The sequence below is a fragment of the Bradyrhizobium zhengyangense genome, from assembly GCF_022012435.1.
GTDB classification, from domain to species: domain Bacteria; phylum Pseudomonadota; class Alphaproteobacteria; order Rhizobiales; family Xanthobacteraceae; genus Bradyrhizobium; species Bradyrhizobium zhengyangense.
This window is the reverse complement of the sequence record NZ_JAKLUA010000001.1, coordinates 1,440,288-1,456,288: the sequence shown is the minus strand read 5'-3', so window position 1 is coordinate 1,456,288 and position 16,001 is coordinate 1,440,288. Positions and strand designations below refer to the sequence as shown.

Sequence of the window (16,001 nt, the reverse complement as noted above, 5' to 3'; positions counted from 1 at the left end):
TGACTTTTTTTGATAGCGTTCAACAACCGGGGAGAGAATGCAAGGGCGTGCGTGTCGCGCGCTTTGCAAATCTCTCCCCGGTCAGTCATCACATCGCTGATGCGACTACGTCAGTACTTCTTACATTCCGGTACTGTACGACTGGGCAAACCGATCTTGGCGAACACGGCGGGGTCGTAGCCCAGCGTCTGGTTCACGTTCGGGATCACCTTCACGACCTTCGAGAACAGCGCACCCTTGCCGTCATCCACCACTTCGGTGACGAAATTGGTGCCGATCGCCTGACGGTTGGAGTCGAGCTTGATCTTGCCGTTGGGCGCATCGAGCTCGATCTTGGCGAGCGCAGCCTTGTACTTCGACTGATTGTCGCTGAGATCGCCATTGACCTGACGCAGCGCCAGGATCAGCGCCATGGTCGAGCCGTAATAGTTGGTGGCGAGCAGCGACGGGCTCGGGAAGCGCTTGGCCGGGGGGAAGGCGTCCTGATAGTCCTTCACGAATTTTTGCCAACCCGGATCCTCCCAGGTGTCGGCCTGGCCGCTGGCGGCCAGCGTGCCGACAAGCGCGTTCTTGGCGTTGCCCTTGGACGACAGGATGGTCTGGTCGATCATGATCGAGCCGCCCATCAGATGCGCCTTGCCGCCAGCCTGCTGGTACTGGTTGAGGAAGTTGACGGCGTCGGCACCGCCGAGGCCCAGATAAATCGCGTCGACATCGTCGGGCAGGGCGGCGATGACCGAGGCAAAATCCTTGGTGCCGAGCGGCACCCATTGCCGGTTGGTGACTTGCCCGCCGGCGCCGCAGAACTCGAGCACGAGGCCGAACACCTGGGTGTAGATGAAGGAATAGTCCTCGCCGACGGTCGCGATCTTGCGATAACCCTTGGTCTCATAGGCGTACTTGCCGAGGCCGACCTGCCACTGCGCGCCGTCCATGTTGTAACGGAAGAAGTTCGGGGCCGGATCGACATAGGTCGTTTCCTGCGCGCCGGAGGCTGCGTTGATGAAGGTCAGCTCCGGATGAGTCTTCGCGAAGTTCTTGACCGCGATGCCCTCGTCGCCCGAGAGCGGGGACAGCAGAATCTGCACCTTGTCCTGCTCGATCAGCTTCCGTACCGCGCGCACCGCGGAGTCCGGTGTCGCGTCGGTCGAGGCGATGACGAATTCGAGCTCCTTGTCGCCGACCTTCTTGCCGAGCACGTTCAACGCGGTCTGGAAGCCACGGATGCCGTCCTCGCCGAGCACGGTGTAGGTGCCTTCGAGGGTGGCGGTGACGCCGACCTTGATCTTCTCCTGTGCAAATGCGGTGCCCGACATTAGCAGGCTGCTCAATGCAATCAGTCCTAGACTGCCTTTCAACATTGCTCTCCTCCCTGTGCGTTTTGTCGCTGTTTTTTCACTGCGCCTCACGCGTCCGCCGCGCGGTGCGACGTTCTTGCAAAGCTCAACGGGTCTTCGACGATTTCTTGGGATGAAAGCTAGCCGAACTCGCATGCGGCGCACGCGTCGGAGCTACGCGCGGCTTAACAGGCAGTCTCATTTTGAATGGTGCGTCGCAATTCGTCCCGCGGTGCAATAGGCGCGGGCCCACGCGCCGTGGTTGTCGCTGAAACCCGGCCTCGGGATAGCGCGAGGTCGTGAAGTTCCCAGCTTGACACTGTCTGGCGAAAAGAACAGAAGTCGAACATGGACTCCAGGGAATCACGGGGAACTTCGACCAGAGCAGGAGCGCGCTACGCCGCGCCGAGGGCGACGCGCGGATGACGCTGCCTGTCCTGCCGGTCTACTATTATCACGACCACTTCACGGAGATGCTGAGCTTCGTTTGCGAGACCTACGGTCCGGTGCTGGCCGAGAGGCATCATGGTTTTGTCGCTCGCTTCTCGTCGGTGTCGAAGGACGCCCAGTGCCTGTTCATCCGGATGGTCAACCGGAACGGCACTGTCTTCAATCCCTCCACGTTCAAATACGCTGAGATCGCTGACCTTGTCGGTGCGCTGGGGGAGCTTGGCATCGCCGGCTACGTTCGAGGCCTGACCGAACAGGACTACGCTGCGTTCCTGGCGTGCCTTGCAAAGCCTGACCTGTTCGACGGCGCCAAGGCAGCCGGCATGAGCGATGTCAGGGCGTCGTGGCCCAAGGCCAAGCTATCGGAGTACTATCTCGCCAATCTGTCGTTCGGCACGGCCTTCCGGCTTTGCGGTGGTGATGCCTTCATCGCGCTCGGCGACACCGAGCCGCTGGAGTTCCTGCTCTATCTTTATTTCGGCAAGACCGAGAACAACCTCAAGAATTTCGCGCTGCGCGATCTCGGCATCCTGCGCACCAACGACCAGGCGGATTTCAGCGCCCGGTTTGCCGATGCGGACGAGGCGAGGGCCTGCTTCCACTACGCGCGCCTGCTGCGCCACCTCGAGGCCAAATCTGACGAGGTGTATCGCAGGTCCGTTGCCGACATTCTCGGCGGTCCTGTCTGCCCGACGGATTACGCCATCGATCTGCGCAGCCGCGCGGCCCACAAAGCGGGTCTGCACTTCGAGAAGAAGGGCGAAGCCGCACTCGCGGTGGAGCTCTATGGCGCCGGCTCCTCGGCGGAATGCCGCGAACGGCTCGCACGGCTTCTCTATGCCGAAGGCGACAAGGACGCCGCCGAGGAACTGCTGCGGCGTATGATCGACGATCCCGCCAGCGACGACGAGTTCGTCTTCGCGAGCGACTTTTATGCCCGGAAGTTCGACGGGCGCCGGACGGGATTATGCACCGAGCTGCTGCGGGCCGGACGAACGCTTCGGGTCGACGATACCTGGCGCGGCAGCCCGGAGGCCGGGATCGCGGGCGTTCTGCGCCGGCAGGGCCTTGAGGTCTTCCACGCCGAAAACACGCTCTGGCACTGCCTGTTCGGATTGCTGTTCTGGGACGAGCTGTTCGAATCCGGACAGCTGCACAGCGGCTTCGACTGGATACCGCATTGCCTGAAGGACAGAACCTTTGCGCAGATGTTCTCGTCCCAGATCGAGACGAAGCTGGCGGCCGTCGCCTCCAGCTCCGCGCTGCCCCAGATCCTGCGGATCGTTGCCGCGAAATGGGGCAAGCCGAACGGCGTGTTCGCATGGGACCATGTCGATATCGATGCGCTCCGCGCGCTGCTTGCGGGCGCAAGCGCCGATGGTCTCGCCACGATCCTCCGCCTGATGTGCGAGGACTATCGCGCGATGCGCGACGGCTTCCCCGATCTCATGCTTGTGGCCGATGGCGCCGTCTCGTTCATGGAAGTGAAGGCCGAGGGCGACGTCATCAGGCGCAACCAGCTGACGCGGCTTCGCCAGCTCGGCAACGCCGGCATTCCAGCGGAGATCGGCCGCGCCGATTTCCGCTTCGATCCGGACCAGGACTATGTCGTCGTGGACATCGAGACCACCGGCGGCTGGACCGGCGGGGATCGCATCACCGAGATTGGCGCCGTCAAGATCCGCAACCACGAGGTCGTGGCGGAGTGGCATTCGCTGATCAACCCGCAGCGGTCGATCCCCGCCAAGATCGTCGCGTTGACCGGCATCACCAACGAGATGGTGCGCAACGCGCCGTTGTTCGCGGAGGTCGCTGATAGTTTGATGCAGTTCATGGGTGACGGCGTTTTCGTCGCCCACAACGTCAATTTCGATTACGGCTTCATCACTGCGGAATACGAGCGCCTCGAACGCCGTTTCCGCTTTCCAAAACTCTGCACCTGCGCGAGCATGCGCCGGCATTACCCAGGTCACAAGTCTTACGGGCTCGGCAAGCTCACCCGGGCCTACAATATCGAGCTGAAGGACCACCACCGCGCCCTGTGCGACGCCCGCGCCGCCGCGCATCTCCTCAATTTGATCAACGCGAAGCGCGACGAGCTCGAGAGCAGGGCGGAAGAGATCGCGGCGTAATCCTTCGAATCCTGGCGACTGGATCAAATTTCGAAAGTGAGTTGCGGCTCCGCATCGTCTCCGACCTGGAGCGATGACAGCGAGACGCCCAGAAGCCTGACCCGTTTGGGCAGGGGCATCTCGAGCTCGAGCAGGCCGCAGGCGAAGCGAACGAGCTCGTCCCGGCCTGCGACCGGTGTGGCCACGGACCTGCTCCGCGTGATGATCTCGAAGTCGGCAAACTTGATCTTCAAGGTCACGGTGCGGCCCCGGCTGCCTGATGTCTCGCAATGGCGCCAGACCTTGTCGACGAGCGGGCGCAGCTCGACGGCCAGCGCCTCGAAATCGGAAAGGTCGGTCGAGAACGTGGTCTCGGCGCCGATCGACTTGCGGATCCGGTTGGCCCGCACCGGCCTTTCGTCGACGCCGCGCGAGATCCAGTAATAATAGGCGCCCGACTTGCCGAAATTCACGTTCATGAACTCGAGCGTCTGGTTGCGGATGTCGAGACCGGTGAACAGGCCGAGCGCATTCATCTTTGCACTCGTTGCCGGTCCGATCCCGTGGAACTTGCCGACGGGCAGCGTCTCCACGAAGGCGGCCCCCATCTCGGGCGAGATCACGAACTGGCCGTTCGGCTTGCGGTGATCGGAAGCGAGCTTTGCTAGGAACTTGTTGTAGGAAATGCCCGCCGACGCATTGAGGCCGGTCTCGGCCTTGATCTTCTCACGGATCCGCAGCGCGACATCACGGGCAAGCGGGATGCCTTGCAGGTTTTCCGTCACGTCGAGATAGGCCTCGTCGAGGGACAGGGGCTCGATGATCTCGGTGTGCTCGGCAAAAATCTCGCGGATCTGCCGGCTGATCGCCTTGTAGACCTCAAAGCGGGGCTTCACGAAAATCAGGTCGGGACATTGCCGCTTCGCGGTCACAGACGCCATCGCGGACCGAACGCCGAATTTGCGCGCCTCATAGCTCGCCGCCGCGACCACGCCGCGCTCGGCCGAACCACCGACAGCAACGGGCTTGCCGCGCAGGTCGGGATTGTCGCGCTGTTCCACGGATGCGTAGAAGGCATCCATGTCGATATGGATGATCTTGCGAACGCGCGGCGCGTCGCCGTCCACGGCATCGGACTCGCTCATGCCTCGATGATACAATCGGCCCGCAGGAATCGCGAGGGAGTATGCGGATACGAGACCGTCACCGAACGAGAGCAATATATTGTTGGGCGAATGACAGCCTGATCGCGGCACCTTCAGCCGGAATCTCATCGGTTTGCCGGCTGACGACAAAAAGCTCGCCGATCGGCGTCGAGACGATCATCTCGACGTGATCGCCGAGGTAGGAGGATTTTCTGACGGTTCCGGCGAGGTCATCGCCGAGCATGATGCCGTGGGGCCGGATGGCGGCTTTTGCCGGCCCAGGCGTGAGGCCGCGCGCCGGAAGCGTCAGGCGGAGAGGCCCCAGCATGACCTGTGCCTGCCCGTCATGCACCGCTTCGATCATCACTTCCACGAGATTGGCATCGCCGATGAAATCGGCAACGAAGCCGTTCGCAGGGGCCTCATAAAGCTCGCGCGGCGAACCCTGCTGCGCGATCTTCGCATTCGACATCACGATGATGCGGTCGGAGACCGCAAGGGCCTCCTCCTGGTCATGCGTGACATAGGCGACGGTGAGCTTCAGCGACTGCTGGAGTTCGCGGATCTCCTGCCGCACCCGGCGCCTGAGCTTGGCGTCGAGATTGGACAGCGGCTCGTCGAACAGCAGCACCTGCGGCTCCAGCACGAGGGCGCGTGCCACGGCAACGCGCTGCTGCTGACCGCCGGACAGCTCGGCCGGATAGCGCTTCTCGAAGCCTTTCAGCCCGACCAGGGCGAGCTTCTCCTGCGCCATCGCCTCGGCCCGCGCCTTGCCCAGCCCCTTCACCGTCGGCCCATACGCCGCGTTCTCCAGCACATTCATGTGCGGGAACAGCGCGTAGGACTGGAACACCATGCTGACGTCGCGATCCGCCGCCGAGAGCCGCGTCACATCCTTGCCGCCGATCAGGATCTGCCCTTCGCTCGCGATCTCGAGTCCGGCGATCATGCGCAAGGTCGTCGTCTTGCCGCAACCGGAGGGGCCGAGCAACGTCACGAGCTCGCCGGCGTGAATCGTGAAGCTGACATCGTCCACCGCCGTCACATTGCCGTAGCGCATGCTGACATGTCTGAACTCGACGGAGGCGGGACCTGATTTGAGCATGGGAGATCCTATTTGGCGGGCTCGGCGGCCGAGGTCGCGAGCGCGACGGGCCTGCGGCCGAGCTTGCGCTCGCCGACGCCGAATTGGATGAGCGCGATGCCTGCTGCCATGACGACGATCAGCACCGAGGAATAGGCGATGGCGAGGCCAAACTCGCCGGCCTCGACCCGTCCGACGATGTAGGCGGTGGAGAGGTTGTACTCGGCCGACACGAGAAAGATCACGGCGCTGACCGAGGTGATGCTGCGCACGAAGCTGTAGATCAGCGCCGCGGCGAGCGCGGGCTTGAGCAACGGCAGCACCACACGGCGCAGCGTCGTGAAGCTGCGCGCCCGCAGGGTCGTCGAGGCCTCGTCGAGGCTCTTGTCGATCTGGGCCAGTCCCGCTATGCCCGAGCGTATGCCGACTGGCATGTTGCGGAAGACGAAGGCGAGCACGAGGATGAGGCCGGTCCCGGTGATCTCGATCGGTGGTACGTTGAAGGCTAGGATGTAGGCGACCCCGAGCACGGTGCCGGGAATGGCGAAGCTCAGCATGGTCGTGAACTCGAGCAGCTGCCGGCCGACGAAGCGTTGCCGCGTGAGCAGATAGGCGGTGAGCAGGCCGATCAGCGCCGTCAGAGGTGCGGAGATCGCGGCGACCTTCAGTGTCGTGAACAAAGAGGGCCACGCTGCGCCCTCGAAGAACAGGCCGTGGCTGAAATCGACGGCGAAGCCGGTGCGGTAATGCTCCAGCGTCGGCGTATGGTCGCGGCCCATCGTCTTGACGAAGCCGCCGATCAGGATCACCGCGTAGATCACCGCCGTCAGCACGACCCAGGGTATGATGACCGCGGCGGAGAGCACGGTGACGGAGGTCGGCAGCTTCGCCGGAATGCCGGCGTCGCCTTTGCCGGAGACCGTGGTGTAGCTCTTGCCGCCGAGCCAGCTCTGCTGCAGCCAGAACGCGCCGAGCGTGAAGACGAGCAGCACGATCGCGAGCACGGCCGCCAGACCCTGATTGTGTGCGGCACCGACCACGGCGAAGAAGATCTTGGTCGAGAGCACCTCGAAATTGCCGCCGAGCACGAGCGGGTTGCCGAAATCGGCCAGGCTCTCGACAAAGCCGAGCAGAAAGGCGTTGGCGAGCCCCGGTCGCAGCAGCGGCCATGTCACGGAGCGGAACGTCTGCCAATGCCTGGCACCAAGCGTCTGGGACGCCTCTTCGAGGCTCGGTGCGATGCCCTGGACCATACCCATCAGCACGAGGAAGGCGATCGGCGCGAAGGCCAGTACCTGCGCCAACAGCACGCCCGGCAGACCGTAGATCCAGCGCGAGCGTGGGATGCCGAACCAGTCGGACATCAAGCCGGTGACGACGCCGGCACGGCCGAACAGCAGGATGAGCGCAAGGCCGATGACGAAGGGCGGCGTGATGATCGGCAGCACCGTCATCGCGCGCATCAGCCGCTTGCCCGGCATCGCCGTGCGCAACACCAGCAGCGCGCAAGCGAGGCCCAGCAGCGTGGTGATGAGGCCGGTCAGCACGCCGAGGATCAGCGTATTCCAGGCGACGCCGCAGGCGATGCCGCCGCCGACGCAGCCGAGGCCCCAGATCGTCGAGGACAGCAGGCGGTCCGCGAATTCGCCCAGCGCCCAGCCGCCGGTGGCATCGACCAGCGCGCTGCGCAGGATCGTCGCCACCGGCAGGAAGATGAAGAGGCCGATCAGCAGCACCACGACGCCGATGGTGGACGTGGTGAAGAGATCGCCCCGACAGAACCCGCGATAGGCGAGGCCGTGGCAGAGCAGCAGGAGAAGCGAGAACAGGGTCAGCAGCGCGCCGAAACCCATGCCCGGTTGCGCGGCACCTGCGCCGCCCAGCAGCGCGGCGAGCCAGGGAATGCCCTGGCCAGGCAGCGTCACCGCAAAGCCTTGTGCGAAGAACGCGACCAGGCCGAACAGCCCGGCGACGATCAACGCCGGGCTGCTAAGGCTGGACTCGGCGCGGACGGCGAGGAACGTCGGCGCGAGGAGTGCGATGCCGATCGGCCAGAGCCAAGGCGCTGCGCCTGATGTCGCAAGCACCAGCGCGGTGCCGGCCCGCCCGAACGGATAGCCAGCAAGGTCCCAACCTTCCGGCAGGTACCAGGGCACGAGCATGTAGCCCAACCAGCCGAGCAGCAGGGCAAGCCGTGTCGAAGGGCGCATCCGATATCTCCGCAGCCTTGCTGCTATTTCGGCAGCGCCTTGACCTCCTTGTCCCACTTTGTCAGCAGCCGCGTTCGCTCGGCCGACGAGCCGTATTTGACGAAGTCGTAGTTGATCAGCTTCATCTCGCTCATCTTCGGCGCCTGCGGCGGCACCGTCGCGTTCTTGTTGGATGGCACCTGATACGACTTCGCGGGGGCGGCGAGGGCCTGTGCGGCGGGGCTCAGCGCCCAATCGTAGAACTTCTTGGCGTTCTCCAGATTGCGTGCGCCCTTGATGATCGACATCGAGCCGATCTCGTAGCCTGTGCCCTCGCACGGCGCGACCGGCTTGATCGGATCGCCTTGAACCGCGAAGACGACGGCATCGTGGATGAAGACGATGCCGACGGCGGTCTCGCCGAGGCTCGCTGCCTTGGCTGGTGCTGCGCCTGATTTGGTGTACTGGCTGACATTCTTGTGCAGGGCCTTGAGATAATCGAAGCCCTTGTCCTCGCCCATCAGCTGCACGACCGTGGCAAGCAGGGTATAGGCGGTGCCGGACGAATTCGGGTCGGCGACCTGCACGTCATCCCTGAGCTTGGGGTTGAGCAGGTCGGCCCAGCATTTCGGCTCCGGGATACCCTTGGCCTTGATCTGCTCGGTGTTGTAGCCGAAGCCGAGCGCGCCGGCATAGATGCCGATCGAGCGCTGCTTCGCCGCTTTCCACTGGTTCAGCGCCCAGTCGTGCAAATCCTTGTTGGCGGGAGATTCGTATTCGAGCGTCAGCCCCTCGTCGGCCGCCTGAAGATGTGGATCGCCGGTGCCGCCCCACCAGATGTCGCCGCGCGGGTTCGAGGCCTCCGCCCTGAGCTGCGCATAGGTCTCGCCGGCGGATTTCCGCGTCATCGAAACCTTGATGCCGGTCTCTTTCTCGAAAGTGGTGGACATCGCGCGGCACCATTCTTCCTGCACGCCGCAATACATGACGAGCGAGCCCTCGGCCGACGCCGGCGCCGCGCCCGCGATCAGGATACCGGCACCGAACAGCGCCCTGACAGTCAGGGATCTCGAAACCATGGTCCACCTCCCCAGAACGAGAACTTGATGTTCTCTGTAATTGGCTGTGACGGTGGCGTCTCTTCAGCTCCAAAGCAACAACTATTAAGTCGACTAGGTAATCCCGGTGATGTCGCTGAGCTGCGATGCCAGCGCCGGTACGCAGCACAGGATCGGGTTGCCCTTGCTGATGCCGTCGCCCGCGAAGAAGTCGCTGACCCAGCCGCCGGCTTCGCTAACAATCACAATGCCGGCTGCAACGTCCCAGGCGTTGATGTGCAGTTCGGCGTAGCCCTCGGTGCGCCCGTTGGCGACATTGCAGAGGCCCAAAGTGCCGGAGCCCGCGCGCTTGATGGAGCAGCCGGCGGCATAACCGCGGCTGATCATGTCGAGATAGCGCTGCGAGGGAATACGGGGCGACCAGCCCAGTTCGATACAGGCGCGGCTGATGTCGTCGGCACCAGAGACGACAATGTGCTGCCCGTTCAGCGTCGCGCCCTCGTCGCGCTGCGCGACATAGAGCTCGCCCAGTGAGGGCGCGCTGACGATGCCGATCGTCGGCTGGCGGTCGAGCAGGAAGCCGATGGAGATGCACCAGTTGCGATCGCCATGGGCGAAGTTCGCAGTGCCGTCGATCGGATCGAGGATCCAGACCGCATCGCTGGCCTCACCGCCGCCTTCCTCGCCGATGACAGTGTCACCAGGGAAAAGCGCCGACAGCCGCGCACGCAGAAAATCCTCCACCGCGCCGTCGGCGACGGTGAGCCAGTCCTGCGTGCCCTTCATCGTGACGCCGAGGCTTTCCCTGCGGCCGAAATAGTCGAGCGCGATGCGTCCCGCCTCGGCGGCGAGGCCCTGGGCCGCATAGCGGCGCAGCATGAGTTCGGCTGGCGTCATGGTCAGGCGGACTTGATGGTGACAGGGCGGCCGGTGCGCGCCGACTCGGTCGCCGCGTCGGCGAGCATCTGGGCGCGGAGCCCGTCGAGACCGGTCGGAGAGGGCGCCGCCTTGCCGGTGCAGGCATCGATGAAGGCCGCGAGCTCGGCACGATAGGCGGCGGCATAGCGTTCGAGGAAGAAGTTCTGCACCGGGTCGGCACGGAAGCCCTGGCCGGTCGCGATCTCGACGGTCGTTTCGTGGATGTTGCCGGCCCTCAGCATGCCCTTCGAGCCGTGCACCTCGATGCGCTGATCGTAGCCGTAAGTGGCGCGGCGCGAATTCGAGATCTGCGCGATGCGCCCGCTCGCCGTCTTCATCAGCACGGCGGCGGTGTCGACATCGCCGGCTTCGCCGATGGCCTTGTCCACCAGCGCCGAGCCGAGTGCGAAGATTTCGACCGGCTCCTCCGCCAGCAGGAAGCGCGCCAGGTCGAAATCATGGATCATCATGTCGCGGAACAGGCCGCCCGAGCGCTTCACATAATCGACCGGCGGCGGTCCGGGATCGCGCGAGATGACGCTGACGATCTCGATCTCGCCGGCCTCGCCGCCGCGCAGCCGCTTCTCCAGCGCCGCAAAATTCGGATCGAAGCGGCGGTTGAAGCCGATCATCAGAGCCTTGCCCGACCTCTCGACCGCGGCCAGGCAGCGGCGAATGCGGTCCGAATCGAGATCGACCGGCTTCTCGCAGAACACCGCCTTGCCGGCCGAGACGGCGGCCTCGATCAGGTCGGCGTGCGTGTCGGTCGGCGTGCAGATCAGGATGGCGTCGATGCCGGCATCGCCGATGATCGCATCCGCATCGGCCACCTTCGCGCCTGTCGCCTGCGCCAGCGAGGCCGCGGCCTCGCTCGAGGCGTCGGCCACCGCGACGAGCCGCGCATCGCCGCGCGCCGCAACATTGAGACCGTGAATGCGCCCGATCCTGCCGGCGCCAAGAAGTCCAAACCGCATTGTCATCATCACTGCTTGACTATTCGAATAAGCATTCCATTCTCTGCGCCGCCCAGTCAAGGTCGGAGCCTGCACTTCTCGATGTCATCAACCGCCTCGCAATATCGTATCGGATCGAGCGACGACACATTCGCGACACAGTTGCGCGAGCATGCGCGCACGGTCAGCGCAATGATGGAACATCTTGACAGGCCGGTCTGCGCCGGGCGGTTCAGCGGGAGCGAGTGATGGCGACGATCAGGCTCACGATGGCGCAGGCGCTCGTCGCCGCGATGGCCGCGCAAAGGACTGTCATCGACGGGAAGACCCAGCCGCTGTTCGCCGGTGTCTGGGCGATCTTCGGGCATGGCAACGTCGCAGGCCTCGGCGAGGCGCTGTATGCCGCGCGTGACCGCCTGCCAACCTTGCGCGCGCATAATGAGCAGGCGATGGCGCATGCCGCGATCGCTTTCGCGAAGACCTCGCGTCGCCGGCGCATGATGGCGGTGACGAGCTCGATCGGCCCCGGTGCGACCAATATGGTGACGGCCGCAGCCGTTGCTCACGTCAATCGCCTGCCGGTGCTGCTGCTACCGGGTGACGTCTTCGCCGGACGCCGTCCCGATCCGGTGTTGCAGCAGATCGAGGATTTCGGTGACGGCACTGTCTCCGCCAATGATTGCTTCCGGCCCGTCTCGCGCTATTTCGACCGCATCACAAGGCCTGAACAGATCATGCCCGCCTTCGAGCGGGCGATGCAGGTTTTGACCGACGCGGCCGAATGCGGACCCGTGACGCTCTCGCTCTGCCAGGACGTGCAGACGGAGGCCTTCGACTATCCCGAATGGTTCTTCGCCGAGCGCGTTTGGCAGCCCCGACGGGCGCGGCCCGACGAGGCGCAAATGGCGCAAGCCACAGCGCTGCTCAAGGCCGCGAAGCGCCCGCTCGTCGTCGCCGGTGGCGGCGTGCTCTACAGCGAGGCGGAAGCTGATCTCGCCGCCTTCTGCATGGCGCACGGCATTCCGGCGGCGGAAACGCAGGCCGGCAAGAGCGCGCTGCCTCATGATCATCCGCTTAACCTCGGCGCGATCGGCGTCACCGGCACGGGCGCGGCCAACGATGCGGCGCGACAGGCCGATGTCGTGCTCGCGATCGGCACCCGCTTGCAGGATTTCACCACCGGCTCGCGCTCGCTGTTCGCGGATCCCGCCTGCAGGATCGTCGGCCTCAATACGCAGAGCTTTGATGCCGGCAAGCATCGTGCGCAGCCGCTCGTGGCCGACGCCAAGGTCGGACTAGCGGAGCTCGGCGCCGCCCTTCAGGGTTGGACGGCGCCTGCCGTCTGGAGCGGGCAGGCCAAGGCTGGCCGCACGGCCTGGCTGGAAGCGGCCGCACGCTACACCGCGTCGGGCAACGAAGCCTTGCCAAGCGATGCCCAGGTCATCGGCGCCGTTCAGCGCCGCAGCCGGCCAAGCGATATCGTGCTTTGCGCCGCCGGCGGCTTGCCCGGCGAGCTGCACAAGCTCTGGCAGCCGGGCGCAGCCGGCGGCTACCACATGGAATACGGCTATTCCTGCATGGGCTACGAGATCGCCGGCGGGCTCGGCGTCAAGCTCGCTGATCCCAAGCGCGAAGTCATCGTGATGGTCGGCGACGGATCCTACCTGATGATGAATTCCGAGATCGCCACGTCGGTGATGTTGGGTGCGAAACTCATCATCGTGGTGCTCGACAACCGCGGCTTCGGCTGCATCAACCGGCTCCAGAACGCCACCGGTGGTGCCCCTTTCAACAACCTCTTGCGCGATGCTCGCCACGAGACCTTGCCCGAGATCGACTTCGCGGCCCATGCCGCTTCGATGGGGGCGATCGCGCGCAAGGTCGCTGGCATCGCCGAGCTGGAGGCGGCGTTCGAGGAGGCGCGAGGTCACGATCGGACCAGCGTCGTCGTGATCGACACCGACCCGCTGCGCTCGACCGATGCCGGTGGCCATTGGTGGGAGGTGGCGGTGCCGGAGGTCTCGGAGCGCACCGAAGTCGAGGCCGCAAGGCGCGGCTACATCGAGGCGCTCGCGCGTCGCAATATCTGATCGAGTGAGGACGACATGCCAATCCGTATCGGCGCCAACCCCATCGGCTGGTCGAACGACGATCTCCAGGAGATTGGCGGCGACACACCGCTCGAAACGTGCCTCGCCGAGGCACGCGAGGCGGGCTTTGTGGGCATGGAGCTCGGCCACAAATTTCCGCGCGAGCCGCAGGCCCTGAAGGCTGCGCTCGCGCCTTTCGGGATGGCCTGCATCTCCGGCTGGTATTCGGCTGAACTCCTGAGGCGCGATGCCGACGAGGAGATGCGGCATCTGCGCCCGCATCTCGATCTCCTGAAGGCGATGGGATCATCAGTCCTCGTTTTCGCCGAGACCTCGAATGCGATCCATGGCGATCGCAGCAAGCCGTTATCGCAGCGGCCGGTGATGAAGGCAGGCGACTGGGCGGAGTTCGGTCGCCGCATCACTGAAGTCGCGGAGCGTACGCTCGCCGAAGGCGTCAGGCTGGTCTACCATCATCACATTGGCACCATCGTCGAAAGCGCCGATGATATCGATGCCTTCATGGCGTCGACGGGCGAGGCCGCACATCTCCTGCTCGACACCGGCCATGCCACCTGGGGCGGTGCCGATCCGGCCGCGCTGGCTCGAAAATATCGCGCCCGCATCAGCCATGTCCACGCCAAGGACGTGCGCCGGGCGGTGATGGAGCAGGCGCGGCGCGAGGATTGGAGCTTCCTCGATGCAGTGCTGGGGCAGGGCAGCGCGCTCGGTGTCTACACCGTGCCCGGCGACGGCATGGTCGACTACCCCGCCGTCTTCCGCGAACTCAAGGGCTATTCCGGTTGGATCGTCGTCGAAGCGGAGCAGGACCCGCAGAAGGCACACCCGCTGACCTATGCCAAAAAGGGTGTTGCCCATCTGAAGCAGAGCCTGACGGCGGCGGGGCTGGCCTGATACGCGGACGCTGTTGAGTTCTGAAACGTCCGGAGCGGCACGACATGGCCATGGTTTTCATCACCGGCAGCACGGACGGGCTTGGCCGCGCGGCGGCACAATCGCTCCTTGATCAGGGCCACCGTGTGGTGCTGCACGCGCGCTCAGTCGATCGCGCTGCGGCGCTCGAGGACCTCGCCTCGCGCGCCGAGGGCGTTGCAATCGGCGATCTCCAGAGCGGCGCCGAGACGAAGGGCGTCGCGGATCAAGTGAACGCGATCGGGCGCATGGATGCGGTCATCCACAACGCCGGTGTCTATGCACAGCGGAGTCGCGGCTCCACTCCGGAAGGCCATGCGACGACATTCGCGATCAACACCCTTGCGCCTTATATGTTGACCGCGCTGATCGAGCGCCCCGCCAGATTGATCTATCTCAGCAGCGGCTTGCATCGCGGCGGAGAGCGGTCGCTGAATGACCTCGACTGGGCGAAGAGGCCGTGGGATTCGGCAACCGCTTACGCCGAGAGCAAGCTTCAAATCGTCGCACTCGCGTTCGCGTTGGCGCGACGCTGGCCGCAGGTCCTGAGCAACGCGGTCGATCCCGGCTGGGCGCGGACAAGGATGGGCGGCTCTGGCGCCCCGGTCGATATCGCGACGGGGCAGAAGACGCAAACCTGGCTCGCCGTCAGCGACGATCCCGCGGCGCTCGTCAGCGGCCGCTACTGGCATCATATGCAGCAGCAGGAGCCGGCCTGCGAATCCATGGACCCCGCCTTTCAGGACGCTCTGGTCGACAGGCTGCGCGAGCTGACTGGCGTCGCGCTGCCCCGGTCCTAGCGGCCTTTTCGCCGGAGTGCGCAGGGCGCGGCAAGCGTCTCAGACCCAGCCGCCGTCGACGATGTAGTGCTGGGCGGTGCAGGCAGAGGCTTCGTCGGAGGCGAGGAAGAGGGTGAATTTCGCGACCTCGTCAGGCACCAGCCGGCGCTTCAGGCACTGGCGCTGCTGCAGTTCGGCCTCGCCGGCCGGCGTCATCCATTTCTCGAGTTGGCGCTCGGTCATGATCCATCCCGGTGCAATCGCGTTCACGCGGATGTTGTAGGGACCGTAGTCGCGCGCCAGCGAGCGCGTCAGCCCAATCACGCCGGATTTGCTGGCGGTGTAGGCTGCCATGCCGCCTTGTCCGGCGATCCATGACACCGAGCCGAAATTGATGATGGCGCCCGCGTTGGCCGCCTTCATGTCAGGCAACACCGCCTGCGACGCGAAGAACTGATGCTTCAGGTTCACCGCGATGCGGTCGTCCCAATATTCGGGCGTCATCTCCTCGGTCTTGTGCCGCTCGTCATGCGCGGCGTTGTTGACCAAAATGTTGATCGCGCCGTGTGCCTTGCGCGCCTCCTCGACGCCGGCGCGCAGGGCCGGGATGTCGGTCAGGTCGACGCGCTGGAAATGCGCGGCCAGCCCTTGATCCGACAGCTCGCGCGCCAGGCGCTGACCCTCCTCGACCTTGATGTCAAAGAACACGACCTTGGATTTCTGCTCCGCGAAGCGCCGCACGATCGCAGCGCCAATTCCCGCGGCACCTCCGGTGACGAGCACAACCTTGCCGGAGAGGTCGGAATAGATGGCGGCCATGGGGGAACCTTTCAGTTTGTTATGGGCGGCGAAGGCCGCCCCGATTCTTTCGCAGGAACTTAGCCGTTCCTCTCGTGAGGTCCATATGTCAGAATTTTAGTTGCGTACCTCAAAAACTGAAGGCAGGATTGCGCC

12 protein-coding genes are annotated in these 16,001 nt (G+C 64.7%); 4 read left to right on the top strand and 8 right to left on the bottom strand.

The genetic code is table 11. From position 1 onward, the window contains the following. Nucleotides 1-110: 110 nt before the first annotated feature. Complete coding sequence (locus L6637_RS07060) at nucleotides 111-1,361, bottom strand: ABC transporter substrate-binding protein (RefSeq protein WP_237859024.1); 1,251 nt, start codon at nucleotides 1,359-1,361, stop codon at nucleotides 111-113. Nucleotides 1,362-1,759: 398 nt separating this feature from the next. Here L6637_RS07060 and L6637_RS07055 point away from each other — a divergent pair, with 398 nt between their 5' ends. Next, complete coding sequence (locus L6637_RS07055) at nucleotides 1,760-3,919, top strand: exonuclease domain-containing protein (protein WP_237869706.1); 2,160 nt, start codon at nucleotides 1,760-1,762, stop codon at nucleotides 3,917-3,919. A 23-nt stretch (nucleotides 3,920-3,942) separates the two neighbouring features. Here the strand turns inward: L6637_RS07055 and dinB are convergent, their stop codons facing one another. The 6 genes from dinB to iolG form a co-directional block, all read right to left on the bottom strand. Then, nucleotides 3,943-5,043 (bottom strand): DNA polymerase IV, encoded by a 1,101-nt coding sequence (gene dinB / locus L6637_RS07050; protein WP_237869704.1) that lies wholly within the window; start codon nucleotides 5,041-5,043, stop codon nucleotides 3,943-3,945. A gap of 58 nt (nucleotides 5,044-5,101) precedes the next feature. Continuing rightward, nucleotides 5,102-6,148, bottom strand: coding sequence for an ABC transporter ATP-binding protein (locus L6637_RS07045; protein ID WP_237859019.1), 1,047 nt, complete (start codon nucleotides 6,146-6,148; stop codon nucleotides 5,102-5,104). 8 nt (nucleotides 6,149-6,156) lie between these two features. Continuing rightward, a complete protein-coding gene (locus tag L6637_RS07040; RefSeq protein WP_237859017.1) occupies nucleotides 6,157-8,337 on the bottom strand; it encodes an ABC transporter permease in 2,181 nt (726 codons plus the stop codon). Nucleotides 8,338-8,360: 23 nt separating this feature from the next. Then, nucleotides 8,361-9,395, bottom strand: coding sequence for an ABC transporter substrate-binding protein (locus tag L6637_RS07035; protein WP_377802676.1), 1,035 nt, complete (start codon nucleotides 9,393-9,395; stop codon nucleotides 8,361-8,363). Nucleotides 9,396-9,488: 93 nt separating this feature from the next. Beyond that, nucleotides 9,489-10,271, bottom strand: a complete 783-nt coding sequence (locus L6637_RS07030) for an inositol monophosphatase family protein (RefSeq protein ID WP_237859015.1) — start codon at nucleotides 10,269-10,271, stop codon at nucleotides 9,489-9,491. 2 nt (nucleotides 10,272-10,273) lie between these two features. Then, nucleotides 10,274-11,266, bottom strand: a complete 993-nt coding sequence (gene iolG / locus L6637_RS07025; protein WP_237859013.1) for an inositol 2-dehydrogenase — start codon at nucleotides 11,264-11,266, stop codon at nucleotides 10,274-10,276. A 227-nt stretch (nucleotides 11,267-11,493) separates the two neighbouring features. Between iolG and iolD the strand changes: the two genes are divergently transcribed. The 3 genes from iolD to L6637_RS07010 are packed head-to-tail and all read left to right on the top strand — an operon-like array spanning nucleotide 11,494 to nucleotide 15,068. Further along, nucleotides 11,494-13,335: a 3D-(3,5/4)-trihydroxycyclohexane-1,2-dione acylhydrolase (decyclizing) gene (gene iolD / locus L6637_RS07020; RefSeq protein ID WP_237859011.1), complete on the top strand. Its 1,842-nt coding sequence runs from the start codon at nucleotides 11,494-11,496 to the stop codon at nucleotides 13,333-13,335. A gap of 15 nt (nucleotides 13,336-13,350) precedes the next feature. After that, on the top strand, nucleotides 13,351-14,250 hold the full coding sequence (gene iolE / locus L6637_RS07015; protein ID WP_237859010.1) for a myo-inosose-2 dehydratase: 900 nt from the start codon (nucleotides 13,351-13,353) through the stop codon (nucleotides 14,248-14,250). A gap of 44 nt (nucleotides 14,251-14,294) precedes the next feature. Next, the gene (locus L6637_RS07010; protein WP_237869703.1) at nucleotides 14,295-15,068 is read left to right on the top strand and encodes an SDR family NAD(P)-dependent oxidoreductase; all 774 of its coding nucleotides are present in this window, start codon (nucleotides 14,295-14,297) and stop codon (nucleotides 15,066-15,068) included. A 39-nt stretch (nucleotides 15,069-15,107) separates the two neighbouring features. Here L6637_RS07010 and L6637_RS07005 read toward each other — a convergent pair whose 3' ends face one another. Further along, on the bottom strand, nucleotides 15,108-15,866 hold the full coding sequence (locus L6637_RS07005; RefSeq protein ID WP_237869702.1) for an SDR family NAD(P)-dependent oxidoreductase: 759 nt from the start codon (nucleotides 15,864-15,866) through the stop codon (nucleotides 15,108-15,110). Nucleotides 15,867-16,001 lie beyond the last annotated feature (135 nt).